The sequence below is a fragment of the Pseudomonas gozinkensis genome, from assembly GCF_014863585.1.
GTDB classification, from domain to species: Bacteria; Pseudomonadota; Gammaproteobacteria; order Pseudomonadales; family Pseudomonadaceae; genus Aquipseudomonas; species Aquipseudomonas gozinkensis.
The window spans coordinates 6,274,996-6,293,932 of sequence record NZ_CP062253.1 but is presented as its reverse complement, the minus strand read 5'-3'; the positions used below and the strand labels follow the sequence as shown (position 1 = coordinate 6,293,932).

The following is an 18,937-nucleotide window of genomic DNA, read 5'->3' as shown; positions in this document are numbered from 1 at the left end:
GGATTTGGCTGAGCTGTTATTATCCGCCGTATCTATTCAGTACGGATTGATCCATGTCCTCTCGCGAAATCCGCATCGCCACCCGCAAAAGTGCTCTGGCCCTCTGGCAGGCCGAATACGTCAAAGCCCGTCTGGAAGCAGCCCACCCGGGCCTGCTGGTGACGCTGGTGCCCATGGTCAGTCGCGGTGACAAGCTGCTTGATTCGCCCCTGTCGAAAATCGGCGGCAAGGGCCTGTTCGTCAAGGAACTGGAAACCGCGTTGCTGGAAAACGAAGCCGACATCGCCGTGCATTCGATGAAAGACGTTCCGATGGATTTCCCCGAAGGCCTCGGTCTGTTCTGCATCTGCGAGCGCGAAGATCCCCGTGACGCGTTTGTCTCCAATACCTGGTCCAGCCTCGATGCGTTGCCAGCCGGCAGCATCGTCGGCACCTCCAGCCTGCGCCGTCAGGCGCAGTTGCTGACGCGCCGTCCGGATCTCGAAATCCGCTTCCTGCGCGGCAACGTCAACACCCGTCTGGCCAAGCTCGACGCCGGCGAGTACGACGCGATCATCCTCGCGGCAGCCGGTCTGATCCGCCTCGGCTTCGAAGACCGCATCACCTCGGCCATCAGCGTCGACGACAGCCTGCCGGCCGGTGGCCAGGGCGCCGTCGGTATCGAGTGCCGCAGCGTCGACAGTGAAATCCACGCCTTGCTCGCGCCCCTGCATCACGCCGATACCGCTGACCGTGTCACGGCCGAGCGTGCCCTCAACAAACATCTGAATGGCGGCTGCCAGGTGCCGATCGCGTGCTACGCCGTGCTCGAAGGCGATCAGTTGTGGCTGCGGGGGCTGGTGGGCGAACCGAGCGGCGGCAGGCTGCTCAGCGCACAGGCTCGCGCACCGCGTGCGGCAGCCCGGACGCTGGGCGTGCAGGTTGCCGAAGACCTGCTGAGCCAGGGGGCGGACGATATTCTCAAGGCAGTCTACGGCGAGGCAGGTCACGAGTGACCGCCTGGCGCCTGCTGCTGACGCGCCCGGCGGAGGACTGTTCGGCGCTCGCCGCCGTGCTGGCCGATGAAGGGATTTTCAGCAGCTGTCTGCCGCTTTTGGAAATCGCGCCACTGCCGGTCTCTGACACAATGCGCCGCACGATCACGCGACTGCCGCGTTACCGCGCGGTGATCGTGGTCAGCAAGCCGGCCGCGCGGATCGCGGTGGATTTGCTCGACGCTCTGAGTCTGGCGACTCCATCGATGCCGTGGTTCAGCGTCGGCGCGGCGACCGCCGCTATCCTTCGGGACCGGGGGCTGGATGTGAGCTTCCCGGAGGCCGGCGACGACAGTGAAGCCTTACTGCGATTACCGCGTCTGCTGGAGGCGGTGGCCGAGCCCGGTTCGCAGGTGTTGATCCTGCGCGGGGAGGGCGGACGCGAGCTGCTGGCCGAGCGCCTGCGCGCGCTTGGTGCTAGTGTCGAATATCTGGAGTTGTACCGTCGCGACCTGCCGGACTATCCGCCGCAGAAGCTGCCCCGCAGGATTGCAGCGGAACGCCTGAACGGCCTGGTGGTCAGCAGTGGACAGGGTTTCGAGCACCTGCGCCAACTGGCCGGCGACAGCTGGCCTGCACTTGCGCAGTTGCCGTTGTTTGTTCCAAGCCCAAGGGTTGCCGAGCAGGCCAGTGCCGCCGGGGCCCGAACAGTTGTGGATTGTCGTGGCGCCAGCGCCGCGGCCTTGCTGACGGCGTTACGGGAGCATCCCGTGCCCGTTCTCTAATGCAAAGGATGGATACGTGAGCGAAACAGCCTTGCCTAAAGATGACGTTCAACCTGTGATCGATGCACCGGTTGATGCACCGCCACCGGCCGCGGAACCGCGCCGAGGCAACGGATTGGCCATTCTCGCGCTGCTGCTCGGCGCCGCCGGTGTTGCGGTGGGTGGCTGGGGTGTCTGGCAGGTGCGACACCTGCAGACCAGCACTCAGAATCAGTTGAGTCAGGTTCAGGCGTTGAACGATCAGGCCCAGACCCTGAAACTCAACGAGCAACGACTGACCGAGCGCCTCGGGCAATTGCCCGGCGCCGACGAACTTGCCGATCGCCAGCGTCTCGTGACCCAGCTACAGGGCGATCAACAGCGCCTCAATCAACGTCTGGAAACCGTCCTCGGCGCCAGCCGCAAGGACTGGCGCCTGGCCGAGGCCGAGCACTTGCTGCGTCTGGCCAGCCTGCGCCTTTCTGCCCTGCAGGACATCAGCAGCGCCCAGGCGCTGGTCCAGGGTGCCGACGAAATCCTGCGCGAGCAGAATGATCCCGGCTCGTTCGCCGCCCGCGAGCAAGTGGCGAAAACCCTGGTAGCGCTGCGCAGTACCGCGCAGCCGGACCGCACCGGGCTGTTCCTGCGACTGGGCGCCTTGCGTGATCAGGTCGTCGGCCTCACCGAGCTGGCGCCGGAATACAAGGATCGCGGCGATTCGCTGCTGGGCCTGACCTCCGATGGCGACGGCGCCAGTCGCTGGGCGCTGTGGTGGGATCAGATCTCGCGCTACATCCGTATCGATTTCAACGCGGACAAAAACGTCCGGCCGCTGCTCGCCGGCCAAAGCCTGAGCCAGGTGCGTCTGGCCCTGAGCCTTTCGCTCGAGCAGGCGCAATGGGCCGCGCTCAACGGTCAGGCGCCGGTGTACACCCAGGCCCTGGCCGAAGCGCGTGACGTCCTTACGGGCAACTTCAATCCGGACAACCCGCAGAGCAAAATCATGCTCGAGCAGGTCGCGGAATTGAGCAAGCAACCGGTTACTGTCAACACGCCGGATCTCGCCGGAACCTTGAGCGCGGTGCAGGCGTATCTCGAGCGTCGCAACATCAACGCCGAAGAGTCGGTGAAACCTTTTGCCAAGCCGGCCGCCAGCACCGCGCAGGAGGCGACACCATGAAGCGCCTGTATGTGATCGTGTTTCTGGTGATCGCCGCAACGGCAGCGCTGGGGCTGGCGATTGCCGAGCATTCCGGTTACGTGCTGGTCGCCTACAAAAGCTTTCGTTATGAATCGAGCCTGTGGGCGACCCTGGCGGTGGTGGCGGCGCTGTGGCTGCTGGTCTGGGGCATCAAGGCGCTGGTCGAGCTGGTGCTGACCTCCGGCGGCGTGGTCAACCCATGGTCGCGGCGTAACCGCAGTCGTCGTGTGCAAGTGGCGATCGAGCACGGTCAACTCGATCTTGCCGAAGGTCGCTGGGCCAGTGCTCAGCGTCACCTTTACCGGGCCGCTGAAGCCGAGCGCCAGCCGTTGCTCTATTACCTGGGGGCCGCACGCGCCGCCAACGAACAGGGTAATTACGAGGAAAGCGATCGTCTGCTGGAGCGTGCCCTCGAGCGTCAGCCGCAGGCCGAACTGGCGATCGCCCTCAGCCATGCGCAGTTGCAGACCGATCGTGGCGATACCGATGGGGCGCTGGTCACCTTGCAGGCAATGCACGAACGCCATCCGCACAATGTCCAGACCCTGCGTCAGCTGCAGCGTCTGCATCAGCAGCGCGGAGACTGGTCGGCCGTAATCCGGCTGTTGCCGGAATTGCGCAAGGACAAAGTCCTGCCGCCGGCCGAGCTGACCGAACTCGAGCGTCGCGCCTGGGGGGAGAACCTGTCCCTGGCGGCTCATCGCGAAGAAGATGGGGCGGTTGGTTTGCAGTCGCTCAACCGCGCCTGGCAGCAACTGACGTCTGCCCAGCGCCAGGAGCCGGCGCTGGTGCTGGCCTACGCCGAGCAACTGCGCCAACTGGGTGCTCAGGTCGAGGCAGAAGAGCTGCTGCGCACGGCGCTCAAGCGCAAATACGACAGCCATCTGGCGCGTCTTTACGGTCTGGTGCGCGGCAGCGATCCGGCGCGTCAGTTGCAGACGGCTGAGGGTTGGCTCAAAGATCACCCGGGCGATGCCAGCCTGTTGCTGACGCTGGGCCGCCTGTGTCTGCAAGCCAGTCTTTGGGGCAAGGCTCGGGATTATCTGGAAAGCAGTCTGCGGGTGCAGCGCAATCCGGAAGCGTGCGCCGAGTTGGCGCGTCTGCTGGCCCGGCTCGGCGACACCGAACGCAGCAACCTGCTGTTCCAGGAAGGGCTTGGACTGTTGGACGAACGTTTGCTGGCCGCGCCATTGCCCGTAGCCGTTCGAGCGTGATCAGAAAGGAGGAGCGTGCTCCTCCTTTTCTTTCCCGGTGCCTGAATAATTACCGGTAAATCTCCTCCCGAGCAAAGTCCTACAGTGGACTACACCGAATCCTTCGGTGTCTGTCGGGATTTCCCTACACTTCTGGTGAAGTGTCGTCAGTGACCTGCCTTGAAAGCCCAAGGCCCTTTCCTCTACCGTAACTGCCTGTCTTTATTGTTACGGATAAGCCATGTCGTTGGCCTGCTCACGTTCCCTGTTCTTTATGGCTTTCACTGCGGGGATTCTGGCCCTGGGAGCTTCCTATTACCTCGAATACGCGATCGGTCTGGTGCCCTGCAGTCTGTGCCTGGTCCAGCGTCTGTTCATGAGCGCACTCACCGTTTTTTGTGGTGTGGCGGCGATCCATGGACCACAGCGTTTCGGTCTGTCGCTGTATTGGATAATGGTGTTGCTGAGCAGTCTCGGCGGTACGACGGCGGCGTGGCGACAGGTGTTGTTGCAAAGCGATTCGTTGCAGAGACTGGCGCATTGCACGCCCGATCCGCAGGAAATGTTCAGCAGCCTGCCATGGTTATGCGCACTGATGCGGATGTTCAACGACACTGCCGATTGCACGGAATTGTCCTGGACGCTGTTCGACCTGAGTATTCCGGAGTGGAGCTTGCTGTTTTTCGTGGGGATGTCGATCCTGGCCGCTTACCAGTTGCTGCGGCAGGTCTGGATGGCTCTCCAGCAACCGCTCAGCGGCCAACCGTCGCACCCGGCGCTGGTCAGGGATTAAACACTTGTATGAACTTTCTCTCCTGCGTACCTTGAAGCCATAGGCGTGCGGGCATAATCTGGCCCGCACGTGTCATTGGAATTGTGTTGCTCGATGACGCTCTGCCTGGCCGCCTCTCAAAGCAATATCCACAAGAAGGGGCGCGGGTGTAGGGCAGCATGACCCACAAGGGAAGAGAGATCGCCATGCTCGAAAGTTGTCAGAATGCTCAGGAACGTTGGGGTGGAGTTCATCTGCTGATCGACCGCTGGCTGCAGGAGCGTGAGGAATTGATCGCTGCCTATGACAAGCTGGGCGCCAAACCTCAGGCGCTGTCCGAGGATCGAAAGCCCTTGCAGGAATTCTGCGGTGTGCTGGTCGATTACGTCTCGGCCGGGCACTTCGAGATCTACGAACAGCTGACGGGCGAGGCCAAGGCCTTCAACGACAAGCGCGGCCTGGAGCTGGCCGAGACGATCTATCCGCGGATCGATGTCATCACCGAAAAGCTGCTCGCGTTCAACGACCTTTGCGATGAAGGCAAATGCGTTGCGGAGAAATTCAAGGAGCTGGGCGGCCTGCTCCACGAGCGCTTCGAACTGGAAGACTGCCTGATCGAAGTGCTGCATACCGCACACAAGGAAGAGGATTCGGTTCAGGCCTGAATCGAACCTCGCAAGACACAGAAACGGTGCGCCCCAGGCGCACCGTTTTTTATTGGGCGATCAACTGGTCGCGCCGCGCAATTCCACTTCGAACACCAGCGGTGTGAATGGCGCGATCAAGTCGCCGGCACCGTCAGCGCCGTACGCTTGGTCCGATGGGATCACCAGACGCCACTTCGCGCCGACCGGCATGTTCTGCAGCGCGGTACGCCAGCCGGCGATCACGCTGTCGAGATTGAACCACTGCGGCTGGCTGTTCTGATCGAACACGGTGCCGTCGGGCAGTCGACCGATGTACAGCACCTGCACTTTCCCGTCAGGCCCGGCCTTGGTGCCATTCCCCGGCGTCAGTTCGGTCAGCAGGATGCCGTCGGCCAGTTCCTTCACACCCGGCTTGGCTTTTTCGGCGCTGAGAAAACGGCGCTCGTTTTCCATCGCCGCTTCAGTCGAAGGCATGGCTGCCTGCTCGGCGGTCTGCGATTCGTGATCGGCTAGGATCTGCTCGATGCGTGCTTCACTCAGTGCCAGTGGCTTGCCTTGATAGGCCTGTTGCAGACCTTCGATCAATGCCTGGATCTGTAGCTGCGGCACTTCCTGACGCAGCCGTTCACCGAGGCTGGCGCCGAGGCTGTAAGCCAGATCGTGGGCATCGTTCGCGGTGGTTTTTTCGTCGGCCTGAGCCACGGAAAAAATCATGCAGAGGGATAAAAAAAGGTAGCGCGACATGGGCACTCTCCGTCCTGAATTGCGGTGGATTATGCCAGCGCGAACGTCTGCAACGGTGAACTGCTTTTGCCAATGCGCAGAAGTTTTTCGCAAGCCTGCAACCGAGTGCTTTCGATACTGTCAACATGCCCTAGCGGCGGTAGCAGCAGAGGTCTAGTATGAGCCGCACTCACGTCAGCCAGGAGGTAAACCATGTCGGCCACCAAGAAGCCTGTAAACACTCCGTTGCATTTACTCCAACAACTCTCGGGCAGCCTGCTCGAGCATCTGGAAAACGCTTGCTCCCAAGCCTTGGCTGATGCTGAAAAACTGCTCGCCAAACTGGAAAAGCAACGCGGCAAGGCGCAAGAAAAACTGCACAAATCCCGCACCAAATTGCAGGACGCAGCAGCAGCCGGTAAAGCCAAGGCGCAGACCAAGGCCAAGGCTGCCGTGAAGGAACTCGAAGACCTGCTCGATGCGCTGAAGGATCGTCAGTCCGATACCCGCAGCTACATTCTGCAACTCAAGCGCGATGCCCAGGAAAGCCTGAAACTGGCCCAGGGTGTCGGTCGTGTTCAAGAGGCTGTCGGCAAGGCGTTGTCCCTGCGTTCGGCCAAACCTGCAGCGGCGCCTGCGAAAAAAGCGGCCGCCAAACCTGCTGCGAAAGCACCGGCTAAAGCTCCTGCCAAAGCCCCTGCAAAAGCGCCAGTGAAAGCCGCCGCAAAACCAGCCGCGAAGAAACCCGCAGCAGCCAGCGCTGTCAAACCTGCGGCTAAAACCACAGCGGCCAAACCAGCTGCCGCCAAACCGGCTGCTGCAAAACCAGCCGCCAAACCTGCGGCGAAAACCGCTGCTGCAAAAGCGGCTCCGGCAAGAACTGCTGCTGCAAAACCTGCTGCCAAGCCAGCCACCAAAGTGGCCGCTAAACCGGCAGCAAAGCCAGCAGCAAAACCAGCCGTTAAAGCCGCCGCTAAACCAGCTGCCAAAACTGCTGCTGCCAAGCCTGCGGCGAAAACCGCTGCCAAACCGGTTGCTGCCAAACCTGCAGCCAAAGCAGCAGCCAAGCCAGCGGTAAAAGCGGCGGCCAAACCCGCTGCAAAACCAGCCGCCAGACCGGCTGCCGCTGCCAAGCCTGCAACGACCGCAGCCAAGCCAGCGACCGCCGCTAAACCGGCCGCCAAGCCAGCAGCGAAAACCGCTGCAAAACCTGCGGTGAAAAAACCTGCCGCTGCCAAGCCAGCAGTAAAACCGGCCACTGCTCCTGCCGCCAAACCCGCTGCGCCAGCAACCCCGGCTGCGACCGCAGCACCGGCATCCGCCGCCACTACCTCGACCACCGCAACCACGCCATCCCCGGCGCCGGTGTCGAGCGTCGCCAGCAACCCGTCCAGCGCTTCCTAAGCGCCGGTCGCCGCGACGCGCAGCACTTGCAGCGCGTCGCGGTTCAGGTTGGCCGCAGGGCCAGCCAGCACTTCCAGCCAGTCACTCGATTCCTTCGAATTACGCTTCCAGCCCTGCGCGGCACCTTCAAGTCGTGACAGCAGCGCACGCTCCGCCTCCAGCTCCAATCCCTTGATCTGCTCGCGCATCCCCTTGAGCACCGGATCGGTGTCGGCCAGGGTTTTCCACTGCATGCGCAATGTGCGTAACGGCTGCACCACTTCCCGGTCCCAGGGCTCTGTCAGTTCCAGAAGCTGCCGCGCGCGGGCCTCTTCACAGGTCGCATCGCGCTGTTCCAGCCATAAACCGCACAGCATCAGGCACACGCTGGCCCCCGCCGATTGCAGGCGCAGACAGGCATCCTCCACGCCGGGACGGGCGTAGACGGCAAGGGCAAAGCTCCACAGGTCAGAGGACATCGTGCTACTCGCGCCAGTTGCGGGGGAAGCTGGTAGACTCCGCCGCCATTATGATCCGACTTCAGAACCTGACTTTACAGCGTGGCCCGCAACGTCTGCTAGAAGACGCCGAGCTGACCCTGCACGCCGGCCACAAAGCCGGCCTCATCGGTGCCAACGGCGCCGGCAAATCCAGCCTGTTCGCCTTGCTCCGCGGTGAGTTGCACCCGGACTCGGGCGACTGCCTGCTGCCGACCGACTGGCGTATCGCCCACATGCGCCAGGAGGTCGACACGCTCGAGCGTCTGGCGGTCGACTATGTGCTCGACGGCGACCTGCGCCTGCGCGAAGTGCAGCGTGACCTCGCAGCGGCCGAAGAGGCCCACGACGGCACCGCGCTGGCCCGCCTGCACGCCGAGCTGGACAGCGCCGACGGCTACACCGCCGATGCGCGGGCGCGCAAATTGCTCGCCGGGCTCGGTTTCACCAACGAGCAGATGGATCGTCAGGTAGGAGATTTCTCCGGTGGCTGGCGGATGCGTCTGAACCTTGCGCAGGCTTTGATGTGCCCATCAGACCTGTTGCTACTCGACGAACCGACCAACCACTTGGACCTCGACGCCATCATCTGGCTTGAAGAGTGGCTGAAAAGTTATCCCGGCACTTTGCTGCTGATTTCCCACGACCGGGATTTCCTTGATGAAGTCGTCGATCACGTGGCCCACGTCGATCAGCGCAAGCTGACGCTCTACCGTGGCGGCTACACCGCGTTCGAGCGCGCCCGTGCCGAGCGTCTGGCCCAGCAGCAACAGGCCTACGAGAAGCAGCAGGCGCAGCGTGCGCACATGGAAAGCTACATCGCCCGGTTCAAGGCTCAGGCCACCAAGGCCCGTCAGGCCCAGAGCCGGATCAAGGCGCTGGAGCGCATGGAGGAGCTGTCGGCGGCCCACGTCGACTCGCCGTTCGATTTCGTGTTCCGCGAGTCGACCAAGATCTCCAGCCCGCTGATCGACCTGTCCGATGCGCGTCTGGGTTATGGCGAGAAAACCGTGCTGGAGAAGGTCAAGCTGCAACTGACCCCCGGCGCGCGGATCGGCTTGCTCGGCCCCAACGGCGCGGGTAAATCGACCCTGATCAAGAACCTCGCCGGTGAGCTGTCACCGCTGGCCGGACGCCTGACCCGTGGCGAGAACACCGTGGTCGGCTACTTCGCCCAGCATCAGCTCGATTCGCTGGACGCCAAGGCCAGCCCGTTGCTGCATTTGCAGCGTCTGGCACCCACAGAGCGGGAACAGACCCTGCGTGATTTCCTCGGTGGTTTCGACTTCCGGGGCGCGCGTATCGACGAGCCGGTGCTGAATTTCTCCGGCGGCGAAAAGGCCCGTCTGGCCCTGGCGTTGATCGCCTGGGAACGGCCGAACCTGCTGCTGCTCGACGAACCGACCAACCACCTGGACCTGGAAATGCGCCTCGCGCTGACCATGGCGCTGCAGGAGTTCAGCGGCGCCGTACTGGTGGTTTCCCACGATCGGCACCTGCTCAAGAGCACCACCGACAACTTCTTCCTGGTGGCGGACGGCAAGGTCGAAGAGTTCGACGGCGACCTCGAAGACTACGCCCGTTGGCTGGTGGAGTACCGTCAGCGCAACGCTCCGGTCAGCAACACGCCGGTCAACCCGGACAAGACCGACAAAAAGGCCCAGCGTCAGGCCGCCGCTGCGTTGCGTCAGCAACTGGCGCCGCACAAGCGTGAAGCCGACAAGCTCGAAGCCGAACTGGGCAAGCTCCACGAAAAACTGGCCAAGGTCGATGCCAGCCTCGGTGACAGCGACATCTACGAGCCGGCGCGCAAGAACGAACTGCGTGACCTGCTGGCCGAACAGGCCAAGCTGAAAGTCCGCGAAGGCGAACTTGAAGAAGCGTGGATGGAAGCTCTGGAAACCCTGGAAAGTATGCAGGCGGAGCTGGAGGCGTTGTCCTGATGGAAGCCTTCAGACTTCCATTGCCGGCGGTGTGGGTCGAGCCGATCTGGCTCGGCGTGCAGATTCTGCTGATCCTGCTGGCCGGCTACTTCGCCCAGCGCGTCGTCGCCCGATTCCTGACTCGCCTGGGCGAGAAGTATCCGTTTCCGCCGCAGCTGCTGATGCCGCTGCGCGGTGGTCTGCGCTGGCTGATCATGGGCAGTGCGCTGATCTTTGTGCTGGAACGCCTCGGGGTCTCGGCCACGGTGCTCTGGACTGCGTTATCGGGTTTCGTCGCAGTGGCGGCGGTGGCGTTCTTCGCCATGTGGAGCGTGCTGTCGAACCTGCTGTGCGCAATTCTGATCTTCACCGTCGGCCCGTTTCGTCTTGGCGACGTGGTCGAACTGGTGGACACCACGGACAAGCCCGGCGTCAAAGGTCGGGTGGTGGCGATCAATCTGCTCTACACCACGTTGATCGAAGCCGAAGAACTCGGCACCGGCAGCGCCATGGTGCAGGTGCCCAACAGCCTGTTCTTCCAACGTTCGGTACGACGCTGGCGCGGCACGGATATCTTCCCTTCCAGCGGTTTCGAAAAGTGATCGGGCGCCGGCCACATTGGTCGGCGGCCGCAACATCCTGCAAAAAATCGGTAGTCATCCAGCCAAATCCGCATTAGCTTTGAGGATTGTCACGAGTCCGAAGTCGAGGTGTGCGATGGAGCTTCAAACATGGCTGGCGTTCTTTGCCGCCTGCTGGGTGATCAGTCTTTCTCCGGGTGCCGGCGCCATTGCGTCGATGTCCAGCGGTCTGCAATACGGTTTCTGGCGCGGTTACTGGAACGCCCTGGGCCTGCAGATCGGCCTGGCTGTGCAGATCGCCATCGTCGGCGCCGGTGTCGGCGCGATCCTCACTGCTTCGGCCACCGCGTTCCATGCGATCAAATGGTTCGGTGTCGCCTACCTGGTCTATCTCGCGATCAAGCAATGGCGCGCACTGCCGATGGACATGAGTGACGACGCGGCGGTTCGGCCGATCGGCAAACCGTTGGCCCTGGTGTTCCGTGGCTTTCTGGTGAACATCAGCAACCCCAAGGCCCTGGTGTTCATGCTCGCGGTGCTGCCGCAGTTCATCAACCCGCATGCGCCACTGCTGATCCAGTACGTGGTGATCGGCGTGACCATGATTGCGGTCGACCTGATCGTCATGGCCGGCTACACCGGTCTGGCTTCAAAGGTGCTGCGTCTGTTGCGTACACCGACCCAGCAGAAACGCATGAACCGCACGTTTGCCGGGCTGTTCATCGGTGCGGCGGCGTTCATGGCGACGTTGCGCAAAGCTGCCGCGTAAAGCGTAAAGGCACAAAAAAGGCGACCTTTGCAGGTCGCCTTTTTCGTTTACGGCTGTCGATCAGCGCAGAATCACCGGCGCGGTATCGCGCGGCAGATTGTTGCGTTGCTGCGTTTCACGCGGTTGTTCGTAACCGCCACCGCCGAGCTGCATGCTCAGCTGTCCGGCCACGTCTTCGCCCAGCGCTTTCGAAACGTCACGCACCACCCGTGGGCGGTTCAGCGAGATCTTGATGTCGCGGTGGTTCACCAGTTTGGTGTCCTGCGCTTCACCCATCGCCGTGAAGGCCGAAGTGATTTCGAAGGTCTTGGTGTTGATCAGGCTGAAGTCGGCCACCAGCGTCAGGCCCAGCACGGCGGAATAGCTGTCGGTGTTCGCCAGCTCGTTCACGTCCTGGGTGAAGTCGATGTCCGACACCGTGCCGAACAGCACATAGTCGGCGCCCTTGAAGTTGCCGGCCTTGATCCGCTTGATCACATCGTAGATGTCACCCTTGGACGACGCCGTGTACGGCGTGCCCTGGATCAACTGGAACATGCCGGTACGCAGGATTTCACCTTTGATGTCGCCGGTGAATTTACGCAGCTCGGCCTGTTCGATGTAGCTGGTGTTGGCTTCGAACTCGTTGTAGCTCGAAGAACCGCTGGCGCTGTAATAGCCCTCGCGATAATTGCTCTTCGACGAAACGATGTGGATGTATTGCTCCACACGTTCCTGGTACGCCAGGTCCGTCACCGCGACTTTCGGGGCCGCTTGCACGCTGAACGCACAAGCCAGGGCCATCATGCCAATCCATGTGCGCATCGATTAACGCTCCGTGGTTTTGCGGATCTCTTTCTCGTCCATCCACTCGGCCAGACCGCTTTCAACGTCGATCAGTTGCAGGCTGAATTTGTAGAAGACGTCCTTGTAGTCGCTGCTGCGCTTGACGATCGAGCTGATCGAACCTTCAAGACGGTATTTGGCCGCGATCATGTTGCCGGTCTTGGCTACGGTGCTCTTCTTGTACAGGCCGCTCTGGTTTTGCAGCTTGAGCTGGTCGACCTGGCTCTGCATGGCAGTGTTGTCGCTGGCGAAGCGGGCCACGCCGGTCTTCATCAGCTGAGTCTTGATGCTGGTGGTGATTTCACGGGTGTCGATGTACTCGCTGGTCTTGTTCTTCACGTCATAGACCTGAACCACGGGGCGACCTTGCAGGATGCCGGACTGGGCCATCGAGCGGGTCATCGATTCGGCGATCATCTGCAGGTCGGTCGAACCGAACTCGTTGGTCACGGTTTCAACGGCCTTGGTGTCGCCGTAGCTGATGTTCTTGCTGCCCAGGGTCGGCGAAGTGTTGGCGCAACCGCTGGCCAGCAGGGCGATGACGGCGATGAAGGAAAAGCGTGCAAACATGGGAATGCTCTCTGAATCGGGAATAGGGTGTCGGGCTTAAGGCGTCTTGAGTTCCAGACGGAAATCCACGGCTTTCGGTGTCGGGGCGATGCCCTGGATGAAGCTGGTCTGGGCGCCGTACATCATCTGGCTCTTCCAGACTTCTTCTTCGGCGATCGGGAAACCTTCCGGGCCGAGCCAGGCGAAGCGGTAGTAGAACGTCTTGTTGCTGTTGAGGGTGTTGCTCAACTGCACGTTGACGGTCATGAAGCCGTTTTCGCGGGCCACGCGCATCGCGCCGACCACGATGTGTTTCTGCGGGCCCATGGCCACGACCTTGCTCGCGGCACTGCCCGGCTCCGGTGGTGGCGGGGTGGCGCAGCCGCTCGCCAGCAGGGCGAGGGCGGCGACGGCGATGAGTTTGAAGCGCATGCAAAGACTCCGTTCTTAAGGTTGTTTGAGGCTGGCCACAGCGGTGGCGCCAGCGCTCGGGGTGACGTGGGCGGCGATGCCGGCAGCGAACACCTGATTGCCGACGGCGCGCAGGGTGATCACCTGATAACGCTGATCGACAGTGACCTTGACCTGCGATCCACCGACGGCGCTCGGCAGAGTCACCTGGTGCTCGCCCTTTTTCAGGCGCAGACGTACCACTTGTGTGGTGTCCGGCAGGGTGCGCCACGTACGGGTATCGGCACCTTCGAGCACAGCTGAAGAAATACCGACGGCCAGACCCGCCAGCGGGTTGGTTTCGTTGATCTTCTTCTGCGCCACACCTTTGGTGATCGCACGCACGGTGGTGCGCAGGATGATCCCCGGCATGTCATCGCGCAGGGCGCGGCGGGACATGGCGGTGGTGCTGTTCAGTGCGGTCAGGTCGACCTGTTGGCCATCGACACCGATCTGCGCGAATGGCGCGGTGGAAGTGTCAGGCTTGATCACCGGGAATGACAGCGGCGTGATCACCACACTGTTGGAGATCGGCAGCGGCAGCGGGATGCGGATCGAATCGCGGGCCGGCGCCAGGCCGCTTTGCACCACGATCAGGATGTCGCTGTCGTCGCTCTTGGCCGGCTTGTCGAGGTTGACCAGCGCCTGCTCCAGCAGCGGGGTGTTCGGGCGCAGCTCGGCAGCCTTGCGATAGCCCGGCGCAGCGAGGTCTTTCTCGCCCAGGGCTTCATAGACGAAGCCGGCCAGGTAATGGCTGAACGCACTCTGGTAGCTGTTTTTCAGGCCGACCACTTCCGGCGCGTCGAGGCTGGCGACCGGGTAGCCCTGCAAGTCCTTGTATTGGGTCTTGACGCCTTCCTTCTCGGCTTCCTCTTCGCTCTTGAGGTATTCCTTGTCGCGCAGGTCGGCGATCACCGCTTCACGCTCGTGAGTCTTCTTGATCGCGGTGCGGGCGCCGTCGAAATCGTTGACCGCCAGCAGGTTCAGGGCCATCTGCGTGGTCAGCATGACTTTTTCGTAGTCGTAGCCTTCGTAGCGACGCACCTTGTCGTTGACCAGGAAACTGCCGAACTGGGCCAGGTACTTGTCGGTGTCGAGCTTGACCGAATCTTCCCACTTGCCCACTACCTGGTCGGCGCTGGTCCAGGCGTTCTGGCTGCCGGACAGATCGCCCTTGGCGCGCAGCAGTTCACCCTTCTCGAAGTAATAGAGCAGGTCTTTGTCCGGGCCGGTGTTGTTCTTTTCCAACAGGGTCAGAGCAGCGTCGACGTTGCCGGTGGCCAGTTGCTGGTTGGTCTGGGCCAGTTCGGAATCGTAGTTGCGAAACGCCGAACAGCCGGACAGCAGGGTGACAGCGCTGAGCGCGATCAGAGTGGGGGCGCGAAATGCCATGGGGTACTTCTTCCATGAGTAGCGACAGCCTCGGGTGCGGGTCGGGCTGCTGGGACCGATCGGCAGTGGCACTGGCCTCCTGCCAATTCCTCATAAAAAGAGGAGCTTTAATGCCGTAACGCGATAGCGCGGGCGCGGCATTATAAGCGGGCGATGCTGGCTATGTAATAGCTTTTTAATTGCACCGGTTAGTTGGGTGCCATTATTTGTCGGGCAGTCTGGCATTGCCGATGACGTTGGCCACGTCGCTCAAAACCCGCAGGTTGATCAACTGATGATCGCGGTCGATACGCAAGGTGACCGGCGCTGCTCCCGGTGCATTGGGCGCACTGAACTGGTGGTTGCCTTTTTTGAGGCGTACCCGTGCCACCAGGGTCTTGTCCGGCAAGGTGCGCCAGGTACGGGTGTCGGCTTCTTCAAACGGATCGTGTTCCGTCACCACCAGCGAGGCCTTGGCCGGATTGCGTTCATTCTCCTGAGCCTGGGAAATGGCGGCCATGTTGGCGCGGAACATCGCCCGGGAAATGATCGCCGGCATGTCGTCGCGCAGCGTACGAAACGCCATGTCGGTGACGCTGTTGATCACGGTCAGCGGCCGTTTGCGGCCATCCACCAGGATGTGGTCGAACGCCGGTGTGACGGTGTCCGGCACCAGAATGGGAAACGAGATCGGCGCGGTGATGACCAGGGTTTCATTGAGCCGAACCGGAATAGGTACGCTGACCGAACTGCGGGCCGGTGCCAGACCACTCTGAACGACGATCAGCACGTCGCTTTCATCGGCTTTGGGCGGCTGGTCGAGATTGCGCAGCGCCTGTTCGAGGAAGGGCGTGTTCGGGCGCAACTCGATCGCCTGGCGATAACCCGGCGCGGCCAGGCCTCGCTCGCCCAGTGCTTCGTAGGCGAATCCGGCCAGATAGTGGCTGAAGGCACTCTGGTAACCGTTCTTCAACTCAATGACCGCCGGCGCATCGAGAGTGGCGACCGGATAGCCTTTCAGGTCTTTGTAGTGAACGACGATACCCTGAGCCTTGGCCTGCTCTTCAAGTTCTTCGTACTGGCGTTCTCGCTGGCGGGCGATCAGGGTTTCGCGCTCATGGGTTTTCTTGATGTCCGCCCGGGCGCTGTCGAAATCACTTTCGGCCAGCTGGTTGAGGGCCATCTGTGTGGTCAGCATGACCTTTTCGTAGTCGTAGCCTTCGTAGCGACTGAGCTTGTCGTTGACCAGCATGGTGCCCATTTCATAGGCGAAGCGGTTGAGCAGCTTCATGGGCGCGGAAGGTACCGCTTCTTCGCGCTGGAACACCATCCGGTCGGCGCTGCGCCAGGCTATCTGGCTCTGGGCGCGGGCGTTGGCGAAGCTGAGGATCGAGCCCTTTTCGAAGTAATACAGCAGATCCTTGTCTTCCCAGGGGTTGTTCCACTCCAGCAAATCAAGGGCGCCCTGAAAATCGGCCTGCATCAACCGGTCGTTGGTCTGCTGCATTTCCCGGTCGTAATTGCGGTAGGCGGCGCACCCGCTCAGATGCAGGACGGCGCTGATGAGCAATGAAAGCAGCAGGTATCTGCGCATGGGCAGCGATTCTTCCTTGAACGGAAACGGCGGGACGCGCCGGCATTATAGGGATGAGTATTGGCGTTGAGCAGCGAAGATCATTCGTCAAACCACCGAGAAAGCTTGAGTCGATCTTCATCGACGTGAACAATATGTAACTTCGCATTTCCACTTGAGACTCATTCATGACTGCCGCGTCCCGATTTCTGGCCTGGCTGGTGTTCCCGTTGTGCGCCCTGAGCAGCTTCAATCTGCTGGCCGACACTGTGGAAGGCGCGCCGCAAGCGCTGCACCTGCTCGATTACATCAGCGCCGATTACCCGCCGACGGTAGAGGCAGGCAAGGTCATCGACGACGGTGAATACCGCGAGCAACTGGAATTCACCCAGGTGCTGCAAGGGCTGATCGCCGGCCTGCCGGCCAAGCCGGAAAAAGCGGCGCTGGAACAGGGCGTCACTGCGTTGCACGCCGCGATCACGGCGAAACAGGACGGCGCGGACGTCGCCCGTCAGGCCCGGCAACTGGGGGCGAAACTGGCAGTGGCCTATGAAGTCAGCCAGGCTCCCATCATCACGCCAGACCCGGCCCGTGGCGCGCCGCTGTATGCGCAAAACTGCTCGGTATGCCACGGCGACGCAGGTGCCGGCGACGGTCCGGCGGGTCTCGGCATGACGCCGCCGCCAGCCAACCTGCGCGACGCTGCGCGGATGGATCACCTGAGCCTGTACGCGATCTACAGCACTCTCGGCCAGGGCGTGGAAGGCACTGACATGCCAGCCTTCGCCGATCAGCTGGATGACCGTCAGCGCTGGGATCTGGCGACCTATATCGCGCAGTTCAGCGCCGATCCGGCCACGGCCAAATCCGACAAGACCTACAACATCGCCGATCTGGCCCGCCAGACCCCGGCCGAAGTGCAGGCCGCCGAAGGCCCTGAAGCCGCCGCGATCTTCCGTGTACAACGGGCGCAGCCGCCGCAGGTCAAGCGTGGCCCGGCGCAGTTGCTCGACTACACCGCTGCGACGTTGGACAAGAGCCTGGCGGCGTACCGCGCCGGTGAACACGATCAGGCCTATGACCTGTCGGTGGCGGCGTATCTGGAAGGCTTCGAGCTGGTCGAAAGCTCGCTGGACAACGTCGACGCCAACGTGCGCAAGGACACCGAAAAATCCCTGATGGCCTATCGGCAATCGTTGCAGGACGGTTTGCCGGTGGAGCAGGCCGAACAGCGTCTCGACGCGGCCAAGGCCAAACTCACGGAATCCGCCGGCCTGCTGGGCAGCGACGGGCTGAGCTGGTCGCTGAGCTACATTTCCGGGCTGCTGATTCTGCTGCGCGAAGGTCTGGAAGCGATTCTGGTGTTGGCGGCGATCCTCGCGTTTCTGCGCAACACCGGCCAGCAATCGGCGGTGCGCAGCGTCAACGTCGGCTGGGGGCTGGCGCTGCTCGCCGGTCTCGGCACTTGGGCGTTGGCGGCATATGTGATCGATGTCAGCGGCTCCCAGCGTGAGCTGCTCGAAGGCGCCACGGCGCTGTTCGCCAGCGTCATGGTGTTGTGGCTCGGCGTGTGGATGCACGACCGTCGGCACGCGGCGGCCTGGCAGGATTACATCAAGCAGAGTCTGGTGGGCGGAGGCGGGCGTTTCGGGTTTGCGATCCTGGCGTTCTTCTCGGTGTACCGCGAGCTGTTCGAAGTGATCCTGTTCTACGAAACCCTGTGGCTGCAGGCCGGTCCCGCCGGGCATAACGCGGTACTCGCCGGCGGTGCGACGGCGCTGGTGTTGCTGTTCGGTCTGGCGTGGGTGATCCTGCGCGGCTCGGCGAAATTGCCGCTGACGCTGTTCTTCAGCATCAACGCGGCACTGCTCTGCGCGCTGTCGGTGGTGTTCGCCGGCCACGGCGTGAAGGCGTTGCAGGAAGCCGGGATCTTCGGCACCCGGCCGGTGGCGTTCTTCGATTTCGACTGGCTGGGGATTCATGCCGATGCGTACTCGCTGACGGCGCAGGCTGTGGCGATTGCGGCGATCATCGTGCTGTATGGCCGTAGCTGGGTGGCTGAAAAACGTAGGGTGACTGCTGCTTAAAGGCATTCGCTGCGCTCATATTCGCGAGCAAGCTCGCTCCCACAGGGTTGGTGCGTAATCTGTGGGAGCGAGCTTGCTCGCGAATTTTTTGGAGGTAGAAAACATGCGCGTATGGATCGATGCCGACGCCTGCCCGAAGATGGCCAAGGAGCTGGTGGTCAAGTTCGCCCTCAAGCGCCGCTTCGAAGTGGTGATGGTGGCGGGGCAGCCGCAGAGCAAACCGGCGCTGGCGATCGTCAAGTTGATCGTGGTGCCGAGTGGCCCCGATGCGGCGGATGATTATCTGGTGGAGCATGCGGTGCCGGGCGAACTGGTGATCTGCAGCGACATTCCGCTGGCCGATCGGCTGGTGAAGAAGGGCGTTGCAGCGCTGGACCCGCGAGGCAAGGAGTTCGACGCGCAGAACATGGGTGAACGGCTGGCGACACGCAACCTGTTCACCGATCTGCGTGAGCAGGGCCAGGTCAGTGGCGGCCCCGCGCCGTTCGGTGACCGGGAGAAGCAGGCGTTCGCCAATGCGCTGGACCGGATCCTGACGCGGCTGGCGCGCCAGTCCTGAGCCTCATACAAGACCTGTGGGAGCGAGCTTGCTCGCGAAGGCGTCAGGCCAAACAACACAATATTGAATGGCCCATCGCTTTCGCGAGCAAGCTCGC

19 protein-coding genes are annotated in these 18,937 nt (G+C 62.2%); 12 read left to right on the top strand and 7 right to left on the bottom strand.

All coding sequences use genetic code 11. The annotated features are described in order from the left end of the window. The first annotated feature begins 53 nt into the window (after positions 1–53). The 6 genes from hemC to IHQ43_RS28160 all read left to right on the top strand — a co-directional run bounded on the left by hemC (position 54) and on the right by IHQ43_RS28160 (position 5,569). Positions 54–995 (top strand): hydroxymethylbilane synthase, encoded by a 942-nt coding sequence (hemC, locus tag IHQ43_RS28185; protein ID WP_192562813.1) that lies wholly within the window; start codon positions 54–56, stop codon positions 993–995. Further along, positions 992–1,759: a uroporphyrinogen-III synthase gene (locus IHQ43_RS28180; protein ID WP_192562812.1), complete on the top strand. Its 768-nt coding sequence runs from the start codon at positions 992–994 to the stop codon at positions 1,757–1,759. The genes hemC and IHQ43_RS28180 overlap by 4 nt, the downstream gene beginning before the upstream one ends. 16 nt (positions 1,760–1,775) lie before the next feature. After that, positions 1,776–2,918 (top strand): uroporphyrinogen-III C-methyltransferase, encoded by a 1,143-nt coding sequence (locus IHQ43_RS28175; RefSeq protein WP_192562811.1) that lies wholly within the window; start codon positions 1,776–1,778, stop codon positions 2,916–2,918. Next, the gene (locus tag IHQ43_RS28170; protein WP_192562810.1) at positions 2,915–4,153 is read left to right on the top strand and encodes a heme biosynthesis protein HemY; all 1,239 of its coding nucleotides are present in this window, start codon (positions 2,915–2,917) and stop codon (positions 4,151–4,153) included. The genes IHQ43_RS28175 and IHQ43_RS28170 overlap by 4 nt, the downstream gene beginning before the upstream one ends. Before the next feature lie 220 nt (positions 4,154–4,373). Next, complete coding sequence (locus tag IHQ43_RS28165) at positions 4,374–4,925, top strand: disulfide bond formation protein B (protein WP_192562809.1); 552 nt, start codon at positions 4,374–4,376, stop codon at positions 4,923–4,925. 185 nt (positions 4,926–5,110) lie between these two features. Further along, the gene (locus IHQ43_RS28160; protein WP_007951863.1) at positions 5,111–5,569 is read left to right on the top strand and encodes an Rsd/AlgQ family anti-sigma factor; all 459 of its coding nucleotides are present in this window, start codon (positions 5,111–5,113) and stop codon (positions 5,567–5,569) included. A 60-nt stretch (positions 5,570–5,629) separates the two neighbouring features. On the opposite strand, the gene IHQ43_RS28155 is transcribed toward IHQ43_RS28160, so the two are convergent. Continuing rightward, positions 5,630–6,295 (bottom strand): FKBP-type peptidyl-prolyl cis-trans isomerase, encoded by a 666-nt coding sequence (locus tag IHQ43_RS28155; protein WP_192562808.1) that lies wholly within the window; start codon positions 6,293–6,295, stop codon positions 5,630–5,632. Positions 6,296–6,487: 192 nt separating this feature from the next. Between IHQ43_RS28155 and IHQ43_RS28150 the strand changes: the two genes are divergently transcribed. Continuing rightward, positions 6,488–7,678 (top strand): AlgP family protein, encoded by a 1,191-nt coding sequence (locus tag IHQ43_RS28150; RefSeq protein ID WP_192562807.1) that lies wholly within the window; start codon positions 6,488–6,490, stop codon positions 7,676–7,678. Here the strand turns inward: IHQ43_RS28150 and IHQ43_RS28145 are convergent. Next, positions 7,675–8,136, bottom strand: a complete 462-nt coding sequence (locus IHQ43_RS28145; protein WP_192562806.1) for a TIGR02444 family protein — start codon at positions 8,134–8,136, stop codon at positions 7,675–7,677. The genes IHQ43_RS28150 and IHQ43_RS28145 overlap by 4 nt on opposite strands. Positions 8,137–8,186: 50 nt before the next feature. On the opposite strand from IHQ43_RS28145, the gene IHQ43_RS28140 reads away from it, so the two are divergent. The 3 genes from IHQ43_RS28140 (at position 8,187) to IHQ43_RS28130 (ending at position 11,426) form a co-directional block, all read left to right on the top strand. Beyond that, the gene (locus IHQ43_RS28140; RefSeq protein WP_192562805.1) at positions 8,187–10,097 is read left to right on the top strand and encodes an ATP-binding cassette domain-containing protein; all 1,911 of its coding nucleotides are present in this window, start codon (positions 8,187–8,189) and stop codon (positions 10,095–10,097) included. Beyond that, positions 10,097–10,678, top strand: coding sequence for a mechanosensitive ion channel family protein (locus IHQ43_RS28135; protein WP_192562804.1), 582 nt, complete (start codon positions 10,097–10,099; stop codon positions 10,676–10,678). The genes IHQ43_RS28140 and IHQ43_RS28135 overlap by 1 nt, the downstream gene beginning before the upstream one ends. 115 nt (positions 10,679–10,793) lie before the next feature. After that, positions 10,794–11,426 (top strand): LysE family transporter, encoded by a 633-nt coding sequence (locus IHQ43_RS28130; RefSeq protein WP_007951851.1) that lies wholly within the window; start codon positions 10,794–10,796, stop codon positions 11,424–11,426. A gap of 60 nt (positions 11,427–11,486) precedes the next feature. On the opposite strand, the gene IHQ43_RS28125 is transcribed toward IHQ43_RS28130, so the two are convergent. The 5 genes from IHQ43_RS28125 to IHQ43_RS28105 form a co-directional block, all read right to left on the bottom strand. Further along, positions 11,487–12,230 (bottom strand): penicillin-binding protein activator LpoB, encoded by a 744-nt coding sequence (locus tag IHQ43_RS28125; protein ID WP_192562803.1) that lies wholly within the window; start codon positions 12,228–12,230, stop codon positions 11,487–11,489. 3 nt (positions 12,231–12,233) lie between these two features. Then, on the bottom strand, positions 12,234–12,821 hold the full coding sequence (gene lpoB / locus IHQ43_RS28120; protein ID WP_192562802.1) for a penicillin-binding protein activator LpoB: 588 nt from the start codon (positions 12,819–12,821) through the stop codon (positions 12,234–12,236). 36 nt (positions 12,822–12,857) lie between these two features. Continuing rightward, positions 12,858–13,232 (bottom strand): YcfL family putative periplasmic lipoprotein, encoded by a 375-nt coding sequence (locus IHQ43_RS28115; protein ID WP_011336502.1) that lies wholly within the window; start codon positions 13,230–13,232, stop codon positions 12,858–12,860. Positions 13,233–13,247: 15 nt separating this feature from the next. Next, positions 13,248–14,642, bottom strand: a complete 1,395-nt coding sequence (locus IHQ43_RS28110) for a COG3014 family protein (RefSeq protein ID WP_192562801.1) — start codon at positions 14,640–14,642, stop codon at positions 13,248–13,250. Between the two features lie 202 nt (positions 14,643–14,844). After that, positions 14,845–16,215, bottom strand: coding sequence for a COG3014 family protein (locus IHQ43_RS28105; RefSeq protein WP_192562800.1), 1,371 nt, complete (start codon positions 16,213–16,215; stop codon positions 14,845–14,847). A gap of 167 nt (positions 16,216–16,382) precedes the next feature. On the opposite strand from IHQ43_RS28105, the gene IHQ43_RS28100 reads away from it, so the two are divergent. Both IHQ43_RS28100 and IHQ43_RS28095 read left to right on the top strand, forming a co-directional pair. Next, positions 16,383–18,281, top strand: a complete 1,899-nt coding sequence (locus IHQ43_RS28100; RefSeq protein ID WP_192562799.1) for an FTR1 family protein — start codon at positions 16,383–16,385, stop codon at positions 18,279–18,281. Between the two features lie 103 nt (positions 18,282–18,384). Then, a complete protein-coding gene (locus IHQ43_RS28095; protein WP_192562798.1) occupies positions 18,385–18,840 on the top strand; it encodes a YaiI/YqxD family protein in 456 nt (151 codons plus the stop codon). Positions 18,841–18,937: the final 97 nt, after the last annotated feature.